Annotated in this window: 16 protein-coding genes; 13 read left to right on the top strand and 3 right to left on the bottom strand. The window is 45.9% G+C overall.

Features of this window, described 5'->3' with window-relative positions; translation table 11 throughout:
• Nucleotides 1-153 precede the first annotated feature (153 nt).
• Nucleotides 154-3,669, bottom strand: a complete 3,516-nt coding sequence (gene nrdJ / locus RIF25_RS07010; RefSeq protein WP_322877833.1) for a ribonucleoside-triphosphate reductase, adenosylcobalamin-dependent — start codon at nt 3,667-3,669, stop codon at nt 154-156.
• 70 nt (nt 3,670-3,739) lie between these two features.
• Between nrdJ and RIF25_RS07005 the strand changes: the two genes are divergently transcribed.
• Entirely contained in the window at nt 3,740-7,639 is a 3,900-nt protein-coding gene (locus RIF25_RS07005) for an Eco57I restriction-modification methylase domain-containing protein (protein WP_322877832.1), read from the top strand.
• Nucleotides 7,640-7,674: 35 nt separating this feature from the next.
• Here the strand turns inward: RIF25_RS07005 and RIF25_RS07000 are convergent, their stop codons facing one another.
• On the bottom strand, nt 7,675-8,046 hold the full coding sequence (locus tag RIF25_RS07000; RefSeq protein ID WP_322877831.1) for a HesB/IscA family protein: 372 nt from the start codon (nt 8,044-8,046) through the stop codon (nt 7,675-7,677).
• 271 nt (nt 8,047-8,317) lie between these two features.
• On the opposite strand from RIF25_RS07000, the gene wecB reads away from it, so the two are divergent.
• The 3 genes from wecB to RIF25_RS06985 all read left to right on the top strand — a co-directional run bounded on the left by wecB (nt 8,318) and on the right by RIF25_RS06985 (nt 9,991).
• Nucleotides 8,318-9,439: a non-hydrolyzing UDP-N-acetylglucosamine 2-epimerase gene (gene wecB, locus RIF25_RS06995; RefSeq protein WP_322877830.1), complete on the top strand. Its 1,122-nt coding sequence runs from the start codon at nt 8,318-8,320 to the stop codon at nt 9,437-9,439.
• Nucleotides 9,440-9,590: 151 nt separating this feature from the next.
• The gene (locus tag RIF25_RS06990; protein WP_322877829.1) at nt 9,591-9,767 is read left to right on the top strand and encodes a hypothetical protein; all 177 of its coding nucleotides are present in this window, start codon (nt 9,591-9,593) and stop codon (nt 9,765-9,767) included.
• A gap of 2 nt (nt 9,768-9,769) precedes the next feature.
• Nucleotides 9,770-9,991, top strand: coding sequence for a hypothetical protein (locus RIF25_RS06985; RefSeq protein ID WP_322877828.1), 222 nt, complete (start codon nt 9,770-9,772; stop codon nt 9,989-9,991).
• A 97-nt stretch (nt 9,992-10,088) separates the two neighbouring features.
• On the opposite strand, the gene RIF25_RS06980 is transcribed toward RIF25_RS06985, so the two are convergent.
• The gene (locus RIF25_RS06980) at nt 10,089-11,006 is read right to left on the bottom strand and encodes a ChaN family lipoprotein (RefSeq protein WP_322877827.1); all 918 of its coding nucleotides are present in this window, start codon (nt 11,004-11,006) and stop codon (nt 10,089-10,091) included.
• A 157-nt stretch (nt 11,007-11,163) separates the two neighbouring features.
• On the opposite strand from RIF25_RS06980, the gene RIF25_RS06975 reads away from it, so the two are divergent.
• The 9 genes from RIF25_RS06975 (at nt 11,164) to RIF25_RS06935 (ending at nt 18,406) form a co-directional block, all read left to right on the top strand.
• Nucleotides 11,164-12,465, top strand: coding sequence for a DHH family phosphoesterase (locus RIF25_RS06975; protein WP_322877826.1), 1,302 nt, complete (start codon nt 11,164-11,166; stop codon nt 12,463-12,465).
• 509 nt (nt 12,466-12,974) lie between these two features.
• On the top strand, nt 12,975-14,765 hold the full coding sequence (typA, locus tag RIF25_RS06970) for a translational GTPase TypA (RefSeq protein ID WP_322877825.1): 1,791 nt from the start codon (nt 12,975-12,977) through the stop codon (nt 14,763-14,765).
• A gap of 205 nt (nt 14,766-14,970) precedes the next feature.
• Complete coding sequence (locus RIF25_RS06965) at nt 14,971-15,408, top strand: hypothetical protein (protein ID WP_322877824.1); 438 nt, start codon at nt 14,971-14,973, stop codon at nt 15,406-15,408.
• 115 nt (nt 15,409-15,523) lie between these two features.
• On the top strand, nt 15,524-16,531 hold the full coding sequence (locus RIF25_RS06960) for a DUF262 domain-containing protein (protein WP_322877823.1): 1,008 nt from the start codon (nt 15,524-15,526) through the stop codon (nt 16,529-16,531).
• 84 nt (nt 16,532-16,615) lie between these two features.
• Nucleotides 16,616-17,047: a DUF2442 domain-containing protein gene (locus RIF25_RS06955; protein WP_322877822.1), complete on the top strand. Its 432-nt coding sequence runs from the start codon at nt 16,616-16,618 to the stop codon at nt 17,045-17,047.
• 70 nt (nt 17,048-17,117) lie between these two features.
• Nucleotides 17,118-17,393: a BrnT family toxin gene (locus tag RIF25_RS06950; protein WP_322877821.1), complete on the top strand. Its 276-nt coding sequence runs from the start codon at nt 17,118-17,120 to the stop codon at nt 17,391-17,393.
• On the top strand, nt 17,356-17,631 hold the full coding sequence (locus tag RIF25_RS06945; protein ID WP_322877820.1) for a BrnA antitoxin family protein: 276 nt from the start codon (nt 17,356-17,358) through the stop codon (nt 17,629-17,631). Before RIF25_RS06950 ends, RIF25_RS06945 begins: the two co-directional genes overlap by 38 nt.
• Before the next feature lie 121 nt (nt 17,632-17,752).
• Nucleotides 17,753-17,992, top strand: coding sequence for an antitoxin (locus tag RIF25_RS06940; RefSeq protein WP_322877819.1), 240 nt, complete (start codon nt 17,753-17,755; stop codon nt 17,990-17,992).
• Between the two features lie 9 nt (nt 17,993-18,001).
• A complete protein-coding gene (locus RIF25_RS06935) occupies nt 18,002-18,406 on the top strand; it encodes a type II toxin-antitoxin system VapC family toxin (protein ID WP_322877818.1) in 405 nt (134 codons plus the stop codon).
• The last annotated feature ends 22 nt before the right edge of the window (nt 18,407-18,428 follow it).

The raw sequence follows: 18,428 nt of genomic DNA, 5'->3' as shown, positions 1-18,428 counted from the left end.
TGAGCAGAGATTTCGCCATCGCCTTACCCAGACTATTCTGAAAGGGCATAAATCTTAAAAAGACTGCCCATCGACCATGATCTCACTTATCTCCGTCTTACCCTAAATGAGTAACGCTGTAGTATCGGGCCAGACAATGACGCTTAAGGCATCCTAGTTGGTGGGTTTGGTTTCCGGCATCATGCACTTATCCGAATCACAGCCCGCTGGCCCCGCTTCCATGGCCGGTTGGGTATATCGTTGGAGGGCCCCATAAAAGTCTGCGGTGCGTTGCCGATTGAGCATGGCTGCCACTTCTGCTTCATAGCGGGCCTTATCCACGGGTTCAAAGGGTAAGCGGGGGAAGGTCTGTAAATCATCAAACCGCGCTAAGAGGGCCGCCGAAATATAGCCTCGGTCTTGGTCAATGGCCTGGTGAATGGCCTGGGCCAGTGGCTCAACTTCTGCTTCCCGTAACTCAATGGTGGCGGAGGTATTGTGGCGGGTGTAGTGGGTTTGCACCTGCATATAGAAGTCAAATTGGGCTAGGGCTGAAAACTGGGAAATATCCACCTGATCGGCTCCGGGAATATCGGCCCAAGAAACGGCGACCGGAATTTCCACCAGCCACTCGGTGCAGCGGGGATCGAAGGGATCATTGAGGAGATTGCCGGTCTCATCTTTATCCGATTGGGAAGGAATGACGTTGTAGCCGTAGTCATAACAGGCCAGGGCAACGGGGTCATTTTTACGGAAGGTAATCCGGCGAATGAAGCGTTGGGCTTTGGGGGGATGCCAACCTGGGGACGCGCCTGTGAGGAGAGATTTTGTCCCCGCCGGTTGCACAGTTGTACAGCGATTGGGGCGACGTAATCCATGACGATCACAGTAATCCCAGACTGCTTGATGCACTATATCTCGCCACTGATTGAGGTAAGCCGCTTCTTTATCTTTGAAATCAAGCCCCTGCACCGTATCGGGTCGGCCTATTGCCCACCAATTCAACCACTCCACCCCAAAGGCCTGGACAAAGAAATCAAACAGGCCGGTAAAGGACACGCCGACAATCGGATCAATTTCGCGACTGTAACGATAGCGTGGTTCTTGAAACTGGTGATTGAGAAGAGCCGCAACGGATAAGGCCCCAGCTTTAAAGGCTTTTTCTTGGGATTTCGTATCTTTGGGATCAAGCTGATTTAAGTGGATCTCCGCCAAATTACAATGAAAATCCGCCCCAATAATTTCCCCGCAAGGATTTAAACCATAACGACCAAGCCGATGTTCTAGTTCAGTTTGGGACTGGCTGGGGTCTAATTTTTCTAAGAATTCTTTAGCTTGCCCTTGATCGTAGGCCTGGATAAAGGCTTTTTTGAGTTCCGGTGTAGTTAGCAAATCCGCATTCGCCCGCGCCACCGCTTCCCCGGCCCATTGAATCGCCCCTTCCCCGGAATAATACTGTTGACGGACAGCGGCCGTAGTTTCTTCTAAGTTGGGTTTGCGGTGAAAGACACGGGTATGGTTGGCCATCCGCAGGGAGTCCCGCTCGGGATCAATCCGCCAGTTGCCGTTTTCGTCCTGTTGCCAGAGGTTTTGTTTTGCCGCCGTAAATTCTGGATCATTATTCCCGCCCTGACGCATCCCCGCCGAGTTGTGGGTGAGATAACCATCGCAGTAGAAACAATGGGCTTCAGCCACTTCAATGTCGTAGGTGGCTACATGGTCATAACTCCCCAGGCCCCGCACTGTCACCGGAATATCGAGGCTAATATCGGCTTGAGCGACATAGGTTTCATAGTTAGCATCTGTTGTCCGGCTGCCTTCAAACCCCATGCCGCGCATTTGGCTGTAGGTATAGGTCTGCCGCATCATCGCCCCAGGAATCGTATAGCCGTGAGTTTTTAACCCTTGGCGAATTTCACCCTTGAGGGAATGGGTCGCAATCAAACTGTTATAGCGGGCCTTGAGGGCCGGGAGTTTGAGGTTATATTTCGGTTGCCAATTTTCTGCTTGTGGCTTTGTCAGGCTCATCCGGGCGGCAATTCCCAAACTTGAAAGCAGCACTCCCACTTCTCGGGCAAACTCACGATACACCGTTGTTAGCAAATAGGGCGGCCGGCATTGGGCAGCACCATCACTATCCATTAATCCGGCCAAGTAGGCACAGCGGATATCAACAGTTCCTTGCAAGATAAAATTAGGGACTCGTAACGGCTGTTTCGGTTGTTTAATGTGGCGATGGAAATATTCGGTTAAGCGAATGGAGGTGACCCGCGAGCGGAGGGTGTTTTCGCCTTCAATTTGCTGCTGGCTGGCCTGGACTCCAAAGAGAGCTAGAGCACGGTTGATTTTGGCATGGATTTGTTCAGCCAGTTGAGAATCCAGACTGTTATAGGCCCAAGAAATCGCCCCAAAGGGTTTGTCATGTTTATTCCGGCCCAAGCTGACATAGCCATCGCCGTGGGTGAAACCAATTAACCAGGCTATGTCTGGCGTTAGCTCAGGAATTGTAATCTCGCTGGCATTGCGGCTGTTTTGGGGGCGGGACTCGGTGAAATCGGGTGGTAGATGGGTGACTGTCCCTGGCAAGACTTGCGTATTATGCAGCAGCCGATCATTTTCTTGCAAGGCTGAAACAAACTTCCAGGCCACGTCTCCGGTTGCATTAGCCAAGGTGGCAATCCGATGATTGAGGGTGGCGCGGGCCGGGGTGGCGTTGGTCTCAATTTCGTAAACGTCTTGTTCACCCTGCTCAAATTTGTTTGTGACTGGCCGAAAACCCAGAGGTGTTTGGACAAAATCGCCAATTTGCACGTCTTTAATCGGCACTAAACCCTTGCTGGTATGGACGAGGGCATCTTCCGGTAAACACCGCCGTACATTACCGGCTACGACAACCACCGCCGCTTCATCAATTAGCAAACAACACTCCACAGAATTGAGTTGCCGCCCGACTGCTTTGTTGAGGATATTGGCACAGCGTTGATACATCTCCGGGAGTTTTACGGGATTGGCCACACCACCAAAACCCTTCAGGGATTCCCCCGTCGGCCGAATATCAGAAATATCCACAACAAAATGAACCAGGCCGGTAAATTGCGGATCTGTGGAGGTTTCTAAAAGGGTTTGATAGGACTTGACCCAGCCTTGGCGACTATCTCCGACTTTGACATTGACTTGATTGCCATTGATTTCAACCTGGGTCAGTTCATGGCGTTCGGCTGCGGGAGTGTTGCCAATGTCGCCGATGACTGCCACGGTGATCGGATTCCGAATGGCCGGGAGTTGCTGAATATATTTGTCTTCGAGAACAGCCCCAGTCCCACAGCCCTGCATCGCCAAATCCATCATCAGGCCAAAGGCCCGCCAATCAATCACGTTGGTACTGGTGCAGTTATAGCCGCCCGAGAAGTTTTCCGGTTTTTTGACCCAATCTGTGCCACCGACCCAAAGCCAACGCCCGGAGGTTAAGGCCTTGAGTTCCTGTTGCATTTGGGCGATTAGGGCCACCTCGGCATCGGTCAATTTGCCTAATTCTTGTAAACCCGCCAAGGTACGCTGAGAAACTTCTAGCCAGCTTTCCCTCGTTCCTTCTTCATTTCGGCGACTATAGGTGCGATAAAACACGGGGTAGGCGGCCGGGGCGGTAGCGGGAAATGTGCCAGTTAGGGGCCGGGGAAGATTTTGCACCATAAAGACAGATAAAACTGGTTAAAGTAGAGATTGGCCAGAGTATAGCGTAACATCACTTACCCCAAACTAGATGTCTCTAGAGAAATTTTCTGATACGGTTGCAGCCCTGTGTGATATAGCCACTGAACTGATCGCCACTCGAGGTCTGGGAAAACCGGAAGAGACTACGAAAGATCGCCTAATCGAGCCAGTTTTAGATGCTTTAGGTTACACTCCCCCCTATCGCACATTGGAAGGAACGATTCGCAGTCTATTGGGAACAGCGACTTGGGTTGATTATTTACTTTTGCCTGAGAAGAGACACCCCCCCAAGTTGATGCTGGAAGCGAAAAGTATTAAAGACACCAACATTTGGGCAAAGAATCAGCAACAGGTTTTAGAGTATTTACGCAATTACAGCTTAGATATTGACCGAGATGAGCCAGTTTTATGGATTATTTTGACTAATTTTCGCGAGTGGTCTGTTTTGCGTCTGCAAGATCGAGAGCCATTTTGGACGTTCACGCTGGCTGATTTGCAACAGGATCCAGAATTAGTACGGCGTTTCTATGCTTGTCTCAGTCGGGAAAGTTTGCGGGCAGAGCGATTAGAGGCTTTTTACACAGAGAAAACACGAGCAGAACTGGGGGCCAGATTCTTAGCCGATTTGAAAGTATGGCGGGTGATTTTAGCCAATGGCATTAGACAGTCACAACCAAATCTGGGTCTAGAAAAAGTACGAGAAGCAGCTCAGGTCATTTTGAATCGGTTTTTGTTGATTCGCCTTCTAGAAGCATTTAGTCGAGAAATGCCTTTTAACTATTTGGGACGGGTTTATCATAACTGGCAGCAAACCTTTCCAGACTTACCGTTTATTGAAGACTTAAGGCGAGCTTTTTATAATACCTGGGTGGGTTACAACACTGAATTGTTTCAACGGTCATGGATTGATGAACTTTTTATCGAAATTGATTATTTAGAACCCATTATTGTTTTGAATGCGATCCCCAGAGAAGGAAGGTTATGGCAGATTACAGGAACATTGACTGATTATCGATCACTTTACAATTATGACTTCACGACTCTGACGCAGGATATTCTCGGAACTGCCTATGAGCAATTTTTGGCCCATGAGTTAATTCTAGTAGATGATTTAGTGAAAGTTCTAGAGAATCAACAGACTCGCAAACGGGAAGGAATCTTTTATACGCCTGACTATATTGTTCGTAGAATTGTTTATCAAACTCTTCAGCCCCTAGTTAAACTAAAAATTGACCAGGCCATTGAGCATTTACAGACTAAGGAGTTTGAATTAGCCTATACAGTCGCTAGTGAAGTGTTAGAGATTACAGTCATTGATCCGGCCTGTGGTTCGGGATCATTTTTGTTAGGAGCTTTTGATTATTTACTAGGCGAATTAAAACGTTACAACCAGGCCTGTACTACTGTTTCTCTTCCTGATAACTTTGATTTATTTAATCATGCAATTCCACAACCGCTAGTTAATCCTGAAGAACTGATTTTAGTAAAGGTTTTGCATGGCGTTGATCGAGACCCACAAGCGGTATTATTGGCAAAATTATCCTTGTGGACACGTTTATTACGAGCCAGGCCTGGGGAATATGGCAGACGTAATGGATCAATTTATTCGCGTTTACCCGCTTTAACTTTAAATATTCGAGTTGGAGATAGTTTAATTCATGCACCTGTTAGCTTAGAGCCGTTTGAATCAGACTTAAACCAGGCCAGGGATTTAGCCAATATTGCCCGCGATCCAAATCAATCCGATGCCCAACGTAATCAAGCCGCCCAAGATTTGGAGAAAATTATTGACAATATTAACGCTGAAATTAACCCGGTTTTAGCTTATTTCTTTGCCAGTGATGCCAGTATTCAGTCAGCCGTAAAAGTTATTAAAAAACGAGACGCAAACCCAGAAGAATTAGCTAAAATCCGTGAGTTTATCCGTCCAGGCCAGCTTGCGACCGCTATTTACGAACGATGGGTTGAACAGCATCTTCCCAATTGGACGGTGAATGAATTATCTCGATTAAAAACAGACTTAGTTAGCCTCGAAACTGCTCTTGGCGATGTGGTGATTAAGCGACCCTTTAACTGGCCTGTAGAATTTCCCCATATCTTTGACTGCCACCGCCCTGAGAGTGAGCAAGGATTTATGGTGGTGATTGGAAACCCGCCCTATTTTAATGTGGATGCAACTTTTGGACGAGGGGCGTTGGAGTTAGATTGGTTACGATTTGCTTATAGTGATATTTACACAGACAAGACTGACATTTTATTTTACTTTATTCGCTGGGGCTTTGAATTACTCAGATCTGATGGCTATCTTAGTTTTATTGTTTCCCGTGCGTTTATCCAAGGTGATAAATCCGAACGATTACGAGATTTTTTAAGAACTCATACCAAAATCATCAGTATCATAGATTTCCTTGGAAACAAAGTATTTAATGCAGGGATCGCGACTTGTATTCTTGAAATTCAGAAATTACTGCCTGAGTCTAGTCATTTTGTAAATAGCTTAAACATTTTGAACTTAAATCAAGCCAAGCAACTACTTGATCGTCCTATTGACTTATTACCCTCTAGTATTGTTGTAAAAACAAATATTTCTCAATCTCAATTATCTAATGCTCGCTGGGAAATATCTCCTTACATTCATATTTTTAGACTCATAGATGAACATGGAGTAAAAATTAGAGAATCGAATCTAGTCAGCTATACTGAAGGGATTACATCAGGCCGGGACTCTATTTTTGAAGGAGAATTTCAAGACAGATTTCCAAAGGATTTCTTGTTAGATCGCGTTGCCGGATCTTTAATTGATTGTTATGGTTGCCAAAAACTCCAAACCCAGATACTTTACTATACTCACCAAACAGATTGGGATGATTTACCAAAGTCCATAAAAAAGTATCTTAATTCGCACAAAGTAGAACTAGAAAATCGAGATGTTTTTAAGAATGTTACTAGCCATTATAATTGGTATCACTTGCATCGTCCCAGATATGGCATGAGAGACGCAAAAATAATATTTCCACGTCGGTGTAGTTCAAATAAGTTTTTTGTTGATGAATATGGAACGATTGGATTTAAGAGTGATGTGGCTGCATTTATCAAGGAAGAGGGTGCTTCACTAAATGATCTATTTTATTTATGCTCATTACTAAATTCTAAAGTCATTCAGTTTCGTTACCGCTGCTTGGGGGGTATTGGTAAATTAACAGGCCAGGGGATGTTTGAATATTTTGAAAATCAAGTCGGTGATCTGCCAATTCCAGTCATCTCAGATCCAGATAATAACCCTAACTATCAAGCCTTAGTTCGTCTAGGTCGAGAAGCCCATCAGGCCTGGCAAGATCGCTATCAAATTCTTATGGCTTATCATGCCCAATCTACTGCGCTTCCCCATCAAGAAAAACCATTAAATTTATACTTTGATTTGCTTGGGGATTATGTTTCTGATCTGGCCTGGTCAAGTCCAATTCCCAATCAAGAAGGGTATTTATTAAAGTTTCGAGTTGATCCCAAAGCAGATGGATTGATAATTTGGGCTGAGGTAACTGATGAGGAAGACTGGCGTGACGGTAATCGTAATTGGGTAGAGTTATTGCAAGTTAAAATTTCTAACACCCACTTGAGACGGTATCTTTTGGCTCAATTAATTTATTTAACAGAATTTGATTCTACATTTCGGCGCAAACAAAAATTATCCTCAACCTCAGAAAATTTGATTCATAGCGTCCTGAATGTAATTAAACTCCCTTATTTTGATCTGGATCGGTTTAATAATTTACGCATTTTAGATCTTCTTGAAAAGCGAGTGAATCAAAGTGTTGGCCGCTCAGATATTGAAGCAATTAGCCTAAGACAACTAGAAATTCGCCATGAGATTGACCAAATTGCCTACCGCTTATATGGCGTAGCTGAATATATCGAAACCATTGAACAGGCCTTGGCAACTGTTTTGTGAGCCTTGATTTACTTGATATACCCTTTATTGACTCATTAAGTGGCAAAGGATGTCCCACAACCACAGGTTTGACTGGCATTGGGATTGGTAAACTTGAACCCACCCCCAATCAACGCATTACTGTAATCCAGCACCAGGCCATAGATGTAGAGCATACTTTTGGGATCCGAGACGACTTGGAAGCCATCGTAGTCATAGACTTCATCATCGGGACGGATATTGCTGGGGTCTTCAAAATCCATCGTATAGGACATCCCTGAGCATCCCCCCCCACGGACTCCCACTCGTAAACATAAATCCCGTCCCTGTTTGGCCCGTAATTCGAGGACATGGGCAAGGGCAGAATCTGTCATCAGAATTCCCTTTTGGGGTTGGGTTGCCGGTTTGGTTACAGTTTCAGTAGTCATAGGGTTTTTAGGATGTGAATGGATTGTAATTCTGGGGTGTCAGGTCGGCAGGTGACAGCTTTGAGGGAAAGATTTGTTTGTATTTAGGCTTTAATATCCCCACTATACTACAGCCATTCTCCAGCGGGACTGACTGACCGCATCAAAGGGCTTATCGTCATGATTGATTGCCCTAGGGAGTGGTGCGGGGGATGGGGAGTAATCACGTTAAACTGGCCTGGTGTGACTCTAATCTCTGACCCCGTTACGGCTGCCTCAACAGAAACTATCCATGTCAACCATTCCAATTTGTATTACCTTGGGAACTCGGCCGGAAGCAATTAAGCTGGCTCCAGTGATTCAAGCCTTTCGTCAACAACCCGACTTTAGAACCCAAGTTGTGTTGACGGGGCAACATCGGGAAATGGTCGAGCAGGTAATGGGGTTGTTTAACTTGGCCGCTGACCAGGACTTAGAGATCATGCAGCCAAAACAAACCTTGACGGAAATTACCTGTCGCAGCTTGCAGGGCCTGGAAAAGCTGTATCAAGAGCATCAACCCAAACTGGTGATTGTCCAAGGGGATACGACAACGGCCTTTGCTGCGACCCTAGCTGCTTTTTATCAGCAAATTCCGGTTGGCCATGTTGAGGCGGGTTTACGGACTGATAATCTGTTCAATCCCTACCCAGAGGAAGCTAATCGCCGCTTAATTTCCCAATTAGCCCAGCTACATTTTGCCCCCACCGGCCTGGCGGTCGAAAATCTCCAGAAATCGGGGGTGACAGGAGCGATTCATCATACGGGAAATACGGTGATTGATGCTCTCTTGCAGGTGGCCGGGAAAAATCCTGATTGCCCCATTCCAGGCCTGGCCTGGGAAAACCATCGAGTTATTTTGGCCACTGTTCATCGGCGGGAAAATTGGGGCGCGCCCTTGACAGATATTGCAGCCGGATTTTTAGGCATTCTGGAAAACTTTCCCGACACGGCTCTGTTGCTACCCCTGCATCGTAATCCGACTGTCCGGGAACCCCTGCAAGCGGCCCTTGGTGATCATCCCCGCGTTTTCCTGACGGAGCCATTGGACTATACCCAACTGGTCGCAGCCATTCAACGCTGTTATTTACTCCTTACAGATTCCGGCGGTCTCCAAGAAGAAGCCCCCAGCCTCGGAAAACCTGTTTTAGTCCTGCGGGAAACTACGGAACGCCCAGAAGCTGTCTCAGCCGGAACCGCCAAACTCGTGGGGACTAATCCAGAAATCATCCAAGCGACTGCGGCCGAACTTTTGAGCAATTCACAGGCCTATGGGGCAATGGCCAATACAATTAACCCCTTTGGGGATGGGCAAGCGGCCGGGCGGATTGTCAAGATTACCCGTGACTTTTTGCACTCAGATGTGGCTCCTTAGACTCAACCTAATACAGTCATTTCTGCCAAAACAGAGATATTCTAAGATACCAGTTGTAAAGGTTTCTAATATTTTTGTGTTTCATTCCCTCGCGAAATGACTATAATTTGCAAATCTCAAGCTTTTTAGATATGGTTAGAAAGGGTTTGGTTTGAGTCCTACTGATTCTCAGTTGCTAGTATTTGAAGCCTACCAGGCCATTGACATTATTTTCCGAGACACTTTTTATCCTCAATCTGGTACTTGGTTTGTCTGGTTGAGCTTGCCTGGTAGCCCTGTTGTTGCGATTCGTCCCAATGGTCGGGTTAGTTTTCCGAGGGTGAAGTAACGATGTCAACTACAGTCCCTGAGTATCCTCTTGAGCGTGCTAATTATCTAGCTGACGTGGCTGTGGAAAGGGCTACAAAAGCAGGACAGACTAAGCACCCCATTAAGATTGAGGCTTGGTTATCCACTGATGAATACGATGACCTTGTGACTCATTTGAATCAGTTAGAGTGGGAAGACTTTGTTCCTGATGAGCTTATCGTTTCAACTCTTCCTTTAGCGTAATCGGCAGGAAGCTCCACTTAACTTCTCTGTCCACTTTTTCCAGGCCAGGTCGCGATCTGAGTTCTGTTTACTCGATGGAGACAATTATCGGGAGTTATCACTGGGAATACCAAAGCACATCCGCAATGGGTTGATCCGTGGGAGATTGCCAGGCCAGGCCCGGATCAGGATTTAGTAGTACCGTCACTTGTCGAAATTGAGCCATAGTCGCTAGTCGCCGTTGTACCCGCTGCGGAATCCCATCACCGTAATGCAAATGTCCTTGGCCAACCAAAACGATCAGGGTTTTCTCTGGATGTTGTTTAACGTAATCGGCAATCACCGCTGCCATCGTCTCATCCCAAAGGACTTGGGCCTGGAAAAAGCGATCTAAATCCAAACTGTGGCTTTGGCCTTGGTGGTGGGCCTGGAAAATCTCGGCCAGGCGTTGACGATAGGCCTGGTTCGTCAGATCAATCGCCTCTAAGGGGGGAATATAGGTAAAATCGGTAGAAATTAAGCTCTCCAGCCCATTCCGGGCCACTTGGCGGGTGATTTCTGTGGGGGTGTTCAAGGCCAGCACAGGGAGTTGATGTTCTTTGGCCAAGCGTAAAACGGGGGCGTAAGATGACCAGGGAAATCCCCAGCGTTGGGCATACTCACTCTCCTCCTGAAGTTGTACCTCGGTGAGTTGACCGGCCAGATAGCGATCCAAAACCCCTTGGAAGGGCCGCTGAAACATCTCCAGGCCGAGAGCAATCCCTGGCTTTTTTTGCAATAGAGCTTGGATAATCTCCATTTGGGCCTGATGGTCGGCGGGGCGGTCGTGGGTTTCGCCTAAATAAATCACCTGGGCCTGGGCCAGTTGCTTAACCCACTGTTGGAAATTTGCATCGCGGCTGCCTTTAATGGTTTGAATCATCGGAGTCGTGGTGGGAGCGGCCCAAACGGAATAACTCGGCCAACAAAGGAGCAGGATTAAAAGGAATTGGCCCCAGGCCTGGGGGGGAAAACGGCGTAATAAAAAAGGGGACATGGGGAAAGAGGATGTCAAATTAAAAAATATCTGCGAAGATCAGCATTGGGGGTCGGCCCGGCTCAGATTTAGTGGGACAATGATAACCTCATCTTTAATTAGGCTATTTTTCGGGCATGATTGCTATTTCATTATTTTTTGCCTACAATAATTAACCATGCAAAGCAGCACCTTGGATGTCTCAGACCTAATCGAATCAGATGTAATCCTATCCACTCCAGTCAGTCCACCGGACGTTAACCAACCGACCCTAACCCACGGTCATGGCAACGGGACGATAACGGTTAATGGTAACGGTCTTCCCCCCACCCCGACCCCAGTTCGCCCCATTGAACGCCCCACAGACCAGCGAATTGAAGCCTTAAAGCAAGTTTTAGAGCATCATCGGCAGTCACGGTTACTGATCATTCTCCAAGACTTTCCTGACCCCGATGCCCTCTCCTCGGCCTGGGCCTTGCGGATGATTGCCGAAAAGTATGAGATTCAATGTGACATTGCCTATGCCGGAGCCTTAAGCCATCAGGAAAATATCACGCTAGTTCGCTTAACCAACTTGCCTCTGATTCGCTGGAATCCCCAGGCCAAGGGTAAGGATCAACGGGACATTAGTATCTATCAAGGCTACATTTTGGTGGATAACCAAGGCACTACCAGTCAACTTTTAGCCATTGCCAAACAAGCTAACCTACCCGCCATTGCCATCATTGATCACCATGCCCTCCAGGACAACCTCACGGCTGAATTTACGGATATTCGTCCCAATATTCGAGCCACCGCCACCATCCTGACCCAATACCTCCAGGCCGGGCTACTGCAACTGGATAGTAGTAAAACCGACCATGTCAAATGTGCCACCGCTTTAATGCATGGATTGCGCTCAGATACCGATTGTTTAAAACAGGCCCGCGAAGAAGATTTTCTCGCCGCTGCCTATTTGAGCAAGTTTTGTGATTGCCAATTGCTAAATACGGTATTACTATCCCATCGTTCCAAGCAGGTCATGGATGTGATTGAACGATCCTTAAAAAATCGCTCGATTCACAATAACTTTCTGATTGCGGGTGTGGGCTATCTACGCTACGAAGACCGGGATGCCATTCCCCAAGCTGCCGACTTCCTCGTGACTGAGGAGAATGTTCATACCGCCGTAGTCTATGGCCTGGTGCATGACGAAGATGAAGAAGTGGAGTTAATCGTGGGTTCCTTGCGGACAACTAAAATTACCCTAGATCCCGATGAATTTATTAAAGAAGCCTTTGGCCAAGATAGTCAGGGTCGTTTCTTTGGCGGGGGACGTTCCCAGGCCGGTGGGTTTGAAATTCCGGTGGGCTTTTTGGCGGGCCTCAATGCTAATCCCGAATATGCCAAGCTGAAGTGGAATGTTTACGACACCCAAATCAAACAAAAACTTCTACATCTCGTCAATCCTAAAAACAACGTTCTCCATACGACTGAATAGACCTGACTCCCTCGATAAAAGGGCTGCCAAACCGCCTCAGAATAAATCAAAATTTGATACCCAAGAAGCAAGCTTTATAAGTTTATTCCTTGCGTTACCGGCAGATAATCTGCTCGTTGATAAACGTTTGGGCCGACAAGAAGCCATCCATCTAGGACTTTCAATCATCGGTATTCTGGATATTATTTAGTTGTATCCAAAATCAGAAATCTCATCTCTCAGATTCAACCAGTTAAAGATAACTTGATAAATTTGGCTGGCTTTCCTGTCAGTCCTTCCCTATCTCAATGAATTTTAAGCCTGGCTCAAGAACTTTCAAGGAGCATAGCCACAGCGTCTTGACTTTTTGCCTAAGCTATTACTGCCTACTTCTCCGTCCCAAGTTATTGTTCAGCGAAGGGAGAAGCTATGGTGTAAGATTGTAAAGGTTTGTGGCTAATCGTTGCGGATTTCTCAATCTCTGGCTATCCGGCCCTCACTCTCACCTACTCACAGTTTTTGATACTTTTATGAGTCTGCCCATTCGGAATGTTGCGATCATTGCCCACGTTGATCACGGTAAAACTACACTTGTTGATGCCTTGTTGCGTCAGTCCGGGACATTTCGTGAGGGAGAAGACATTCCCGATTGTGTGATGGACTCCAACGACCTGGAGCGGGAACGGGGGATTACGATTCTGGCCAAAAACACGGCGGTGCGCTACAAAGACACCCTGATCAATATTGTCGATACCCCCGGCCACGCGGATTTTGGCGGTGAAGTGGAGCGAGTTTTAGGGATGGTCGAAGGCTGTCTCCTGATTGTCGATGCCAACGAAGGGCCAATGCCCCAAACTCGATTTGTCTTGAAAAAAGCCTTAGAAAAAGGGTTGCGCCCGATTGTCGTCGTCAACAAAATTGATCGTCCCCAGGCCGAGCCGTACAAAGCGATTGATAAGGTCTTGGATTTGTTTTTAGAACTGGGGGCTGATGATGACCAGTGTGAATTTCCCTATTTGTTTGCTTCGGGGTTAGCCGGGTTTGCCAAGGACAAGCTGGAAGACGACAGCGATAATATGCAGCCCCTGTTCAATGCAATTTTGCACCATGTGTCCCCGCCCGTGGGCGATCCCAATAAACCGCTCCAGTTGCAAGTCACCACTTTGGATTACTCCGAATATTTGGGTCGGATCGTGATTGGCAAAATCCACAACGGCACGATCACCATGGGACAACAGGCCGCGCTGGTGCAGGATGGCGGCAAAATTGTCAAAAGCAAAATTTCCAAACTCTTGGGCTTTGACGGCTTAAAACGGGTCGAATTGCAAACCGCCTCAGCGGGGCACATTGTGGCCGTGGCCGGATTTGCAGATGCCAACATTGGCGAAACCATCACCTGTCCCAACGAACCCCAGGCCCTGCCCCTGATCAAAGTGGATGAACCGACCTTACAAATGACGTTTGCGGTCAATGATTCCCCCTTTGCCGGCCAAGAAGGGCAATTTGTTACCTCGCGGCAGTTGCGGGATCGGCTCTATCGGGAATTGGAAACCAACGTGGCGTTGCGGATTGAAGAAACCGACTCTCCGGATCGGTTTGCGGTCTCAGGCCGGGGTGAATTGCACCTGGGAATTTTGATTGAAACGATGCGGCGGGAAGGCTATGAATTCCAAGTGTCTCAGCCTCAGGTGATTTATCGGGAAGTGAGTGGCCAACCCTGTGAACCGTTTGAGTGCCTAGTTTTAGATGTGCCGGAAGAAGCGGTGGGGGGTTGTATTGAACGCTTGGGCCAACGCCGGGGGGAAATGCAGGATATGCAGGTGGGCGGAAATGGTCGCACCCAATTAGAGTTTGTGATTCCAGCGCGGGGCCTGGTCGGGTTTCGGGGGGAATTTATGCGCCAAACTCGGGGTGACGGAATCATGAACCACAGCTTCTTGGACTATCGGCCCTTGGCTGGAGACATTTCGGCGCGACGCAATGGGGTGTTGATTGCCTTTGAAGAGGGAGTCAGCACCTTTTATGCGATGAAAAATGCCGAAGATCGGGGCGTATTTTTTATTGTTCCCGGAACCAAAGTTTATAAAGGCATGATTGTCGGGGAACACAACCGGCCCCAAGATTTGGAATTGAATGTCTGCAAAGCCAAACAGTTGACTAACTTCCGTTCTTCGACAGGGGATGAATTGGTGCAGTTGCAGGCCCCGATTGACATGAGCTTAGAGCGGGCGTTGGAATACATTGGCCCGGATGAGTTAGTGGAAATTACACCCCAATCAATTCGTCTGCGGAAGGTGAGTAAAAAACTGGCCAGACGCTAGTCTCATCTCGCACTTATGAAGGTGAAGTTTCCAGCTGATTTCCATATACAGGGTATTAGGTGGAAATTTTTTCAGTCCTTATAATAAGTTCGGATAGAAACTTGATTTTTAGCTTGAATGTCTTAACACCCCTTTTGGGTAAAATATCTAGCGCAACAAATAGGTAGTCATACAATATTTCGTAAATATTTGAAAATGTTTAGAGATGATAGAAGAGTTTCAGCAAGACCTTCATATTCTGAATAGTCTCCAAGTGTACCGAAAGTATGTACTTGGTGGTACGAGTTACGCTCTCAACCATGATCAACATTACAAACTTCGTGAAGAGGTTTGCGAAAAATTCTCTGTAGACTTTAGTGATGTAATTTTAGTTGGCTCAGGAAAGTTAGGGTTCAGCCTCAAGCGAGATCGAAGATTTGGTTTATTCAATGATGACTCAGATATTGATCTAGCAGTTGTCTCTAGGACTTTATTTGAAAAAGTTTGGGAAGATGTTTTTCTATTCAAGAAAAGTAAGGCAGATTGGCCAAAATCCAGGCACTTTTTTCAGTACCTTTCGGAAGGTTGGATTCGTCCAGATAAACTACCTTCCAGTGAATACTTTAAATTTTCAAAGGAATGGTGGAATTTTTTAATGACCTAACAAGCAGCAATAAGTATGGCCCGTATAAGATTAGGGCAGGATTATATTATTCACACTTCTTTCTTCAGCAATATCAAATGATATGTATAGACCAGTGTATTCAAGAGGTTAGCTAATGGATACATCAGCTTCAAATAGACGACTTAGAGTTTTACTAACTGCAATCGGAAACTCGACTCTTATTCCTCAACCTGACTTTCAGCGTAGATTAGTCTGGACAAATAAAGATAAAGTTGAATTTATCAGAACTGTACTTGAAGGATACCCTTTCCCAGAAATATATATAGCTGCTGGCAAGGTAGATCCTAAAACTGGTGAAGGTGCGGAAGTTTTGGTTGATGGGCAACAGAGAATTACGACTCTATACCAATACTTCAAAGGATCTCCTGATATCAAACTTGGAAATAGCATTCCGTCATATTCAGACTTGGAAGAAGATCGGCAAATTGAGTTCTTAGAATACAAAGTAGTCGTTCGAGATATGGGCAATATGCCACTAGACGACATCAAAGAGGTCTTTAAGCGCATTAACTCTGCTAGTTACGGGTTGAATGCCATGGAGCTTCACAATGCTCGCTTTGGTGGAGAGCTAAAGGCTTTTGCAGAGAAGGTCTCAATGTTGGATTTTTTTGATGAACATAGAATATTTACTGCCGGTGATATTAAGAGAATGAATGATGTCAAGTATTGCCTGGGCTTGATCATTACGGTTATAAGTACATATTTTAATCGTGACAATGAACTTGAATTTTATTTAGACAAATACAATGAAGAGTTTCCTGATAGTGAACACTTATTAGATGAATTTAATACGGTTTTATCATTTATTGACAGATTGAATTTTGACAACTCTTCAAGGATATATAAAAAAGCAGATTTTTACACCTTATTTGTTGAAATACATAGAGCTATCTTTAAAGATTTACTAAATTTAGATGTGACAATTCTGCGTGCGAACCTTGATAGGTTTTATGCTTCTGTGGAGCTAGTTGCTTCTGGGCAAACTAGTGATTATGGGGATGCTGTAAGATATTACAAGTCTGCTTTACAAGCTAGTAATGATAGGAGCAGCAGAATTCTAAGAGGAAATATAATTTCTCAACTTATTCGACAAAAAAGCTGAAAATACAATTACTATCAGTTGTATAAAAACATAATTCCCAGAGTTTAAAATATTGCTACTCATAGAAGAATTGGAGACTAAGTTATGAGTAGTAATTACTCCGACTTTTTCACCTGTGAGCCTATCCCAGTTGCCTCAGATATCCAACAGCAAATTGATCATGCTCGAAAAGTGGATGAAGTTCTGGAAAAAAGTGAGCCACGGGCAAAGCGGGCCTGGTTTAATCCGGTTGATAACACGATTAAAATTGAACTCAAGACGGGGGTGAGGGCTTCTTTTCCGGTTCATTTGCTCCAAGGTTTACAAGGTGCGACTTCCGAACAGTTAGCTGAGGTTGAAATCTCTCCCTCTGGCTATGGCTTACATTGGGAATCCTTGGATGCAGATTTGGCGGTTCCGGCGTTGATGTCTCAGATTTTTGGTTCCGGGGCCTGGATGGTGGAATTAGAGAGAACGGGAAAATTATTTCAGCCTCTAAACGCCCACTCAGGCAGGAAGTCTATAAATTCACAATAGAAATTGCTTAAATTCAATGCCGTAACGACAATTTGTAACTACAATTGACCAATATAGCAGTCGTTCGGTTATGGACTATCAATGGGATGAAGCAAAACGCCTTACTAATCTTCGTAAGCATGGAATAGATTTTATTGATGTTCCAGTCGTGTTTGATGGCGATATTCTCACAGTTGAGGATGATCGTTACAGCTATGGAGAGCAGCGTTTTGTTACATTCGGCTTGTTGCTAGGGCGAGTTATTGCTGTTGTCCACACCGAAAGTGAAGATTGCATCCGTATTATTTCCGCAAGAAAGGCAACCAAATATGAACAACAAACCTACTTCGAGCAACTCTCAAACTGATTGGCAACGACTGGATGCAATGAACGATGAAGAAATTGATTTATCTGATTGTCCAGAGATTACACCCGAAATGTTTGCTAAAGCGATTGTGCGGCGGGGTTTACCTGCTACAAAAGCCAAGGCTCAAGTGACACTCCGCATTGATCATGATGTTCTGGAGTGGTTTAAGTCACAAGGCCGGGGCTATCAAACCCAGATTAATCAATTACTCCGAGCGTATATGGAGGCTCATCAATAACTGGCAGGTCGCTGTTGATTTCGTAATGCAGGGTTGATGTTTCAAATTTTTGGTTCTAGGGCCTGGCCTGGCAGAATTAGAGAGAACTGATCTGATGATTCTAAGAACAAGGAGCCTCCTCATGCAAAACTCACGTCATGCTTCCCTACTAACAAGTGGACAAGATCAAGTCCTCACCATTCCCCAGGAACTTGCCCTATCAGGTACAGAGGTTTTGTTGCGGAAAGAAGGTCATCGCTTAATCATTGAACCCATTCCTTCTAGCTCCCTACTTTCCTTACTAACTTCGTTGCCAGACATTACAGATCATTTTCCTGACATAGATGAGGCCCTACTCCCTCTGGATGACATCACACTTTAGTAAGCCCAAATGAGCTATCAGTACCTCCTGGATACGAACATCCTGTCAGATTTGCTCAGGCATCCTCAAGGTCAGGTTTTCCAGCATATTGCAGCAGTTGGAGAAGACAGCGTTTGTACGAGCATCATTGTGGCCTGTGAACTTCGTTTTGGAGTGGTTAAGAGTGGTTCATCTCGTCTAGACCAGCAACTCGAATACATTCTTGAAGTCTTGCCAGTGCTGTCCTTAGAACTACCTGTAGATGAGCACTATGCTGCAATTCGTACTTATTTAGAACAAGCAGGAACTCCCATCGGGCCGAATGATTTACTAATTGCTGCTCATGCCCTAGCCCTTGACTTAACCCTTGTCACAGCAAACACTCGTGAATTTGAACGTGTACCCAGTTTAAGTTTGGATAATTGGTTGCTTTAAGGATTTATAGGGCCTACATGAC

Source organism: Pseudocalidococcus azoricus BACA0444 (assembly GCF_031729055.1).
Lineage (GTDB): Bacteria > Cyanobacteriota > Cyanobacteriia > Thermosynechococcales > Thermosynechococcaceae > Pseudocalidococcus > Pseudocalidococcus azoricus.
This window is presented reverse-complemented; position numbering and strand designations above follow the sequence as displayed.

Coding starts and splice junctions, on each gene's coding strand:
- RIF25_RS06940 (WP_322877819.1), top strand. CDS start 17,753: ATGCAAAACTCACGTCATGCTTCCCTACTAACAAGTGGACAAGATCAA.
- RIF25_RS07000 (WP_322877831.1), bottom strand. CDS start 8,046: ATGACTACTGAAACTGTAACCAAACCGGCAACCCAACCCCAAAAGGGA.
- RIF25_RS06945 (WP_322877820.1), top strand. CDS start 17,356: ATGAACAACAAACCTACTTCGAGCAACTCTCAAACTGATTGGCAACGA.
- RIF25_RS06950 (WP_322877821.1), top strand. CDS start 17,118: ATGGACTATCAATGGGATGAAGCAAAACGCCTTACTAATCTTCGTAAG.
- RIF25_RS06960 (WP_322877823.1), top strand. CDS start 15,524: ATGGATACATCAGCTTCAAATAGACGACTTAGAGTTTTACTAACTGCA.
- typA (WP_322877825.1), top strand. CDS start 12,975: ATGAGTCTGCCCATTCGGAATGTTGCGATCATTGCCCACGTTGATCAC.
- RIF25_RS06980 (WP_322877827.1), bottom strand. CDS start 11,006: ATGTCCCCTTTTTTATTACGCCGTTTTCCCCCCCAGGCCTGGGGCCAA.
- wecB (WP_322877830.1), top strand. CDS start 8,318: ATGTCAACCATTCCAATTTGTATTACCTTGGGAACTCGGCCGGAAGCA.
- RIF25_RS06975 (WP_322877826.1), top strand. CDS start 11,164: ATGCAAAGCAGCACCTTGGATGTCTCAGACCTAATCGAATCAGATGTA.
- RIF25_RS06955 (WP_322877822.1), top strand. CDS start 16,616: ATGAGTAGTAATTACTCCGACTTTTTCACCTGTGAGCCTATCCCAGTT.
- RIF25_RS06965 (WP_322877824.1), top strand. CDS start 14,971: ATGATAGAAGAGTTTCAGCAAGACCTTCATATTCTGAATAGTCTCCAA.
- RIF25_RS07005 (WP_322877832.1), top strand. CDS start 3,740: ATGTCTCTAGAGAAATTTTCTGATACGGTTGCAGCCCTGTGTGATATA.
- RIF25_RS06985 (WP_322877828.1), top strand. CDS start 9,770: ATGTCAACTACAGTCCCTGAGTATCCTCTTGAGCGTGCTAATTATCTA.
- nrdJ (WP_322877833.1), bottom strand. CDS start 3,669: ATGGTGCAAAATCTTCCCCGGCCCCTAACTGGCACATTTCCCGCTACC.
- RIF25_RS06935 (WP_322877818.1), top strand. CDS start 18,002: ATGAGCTATCAGTACCTCCTGGATACGAACATCCTGTCAGATTTGCTC.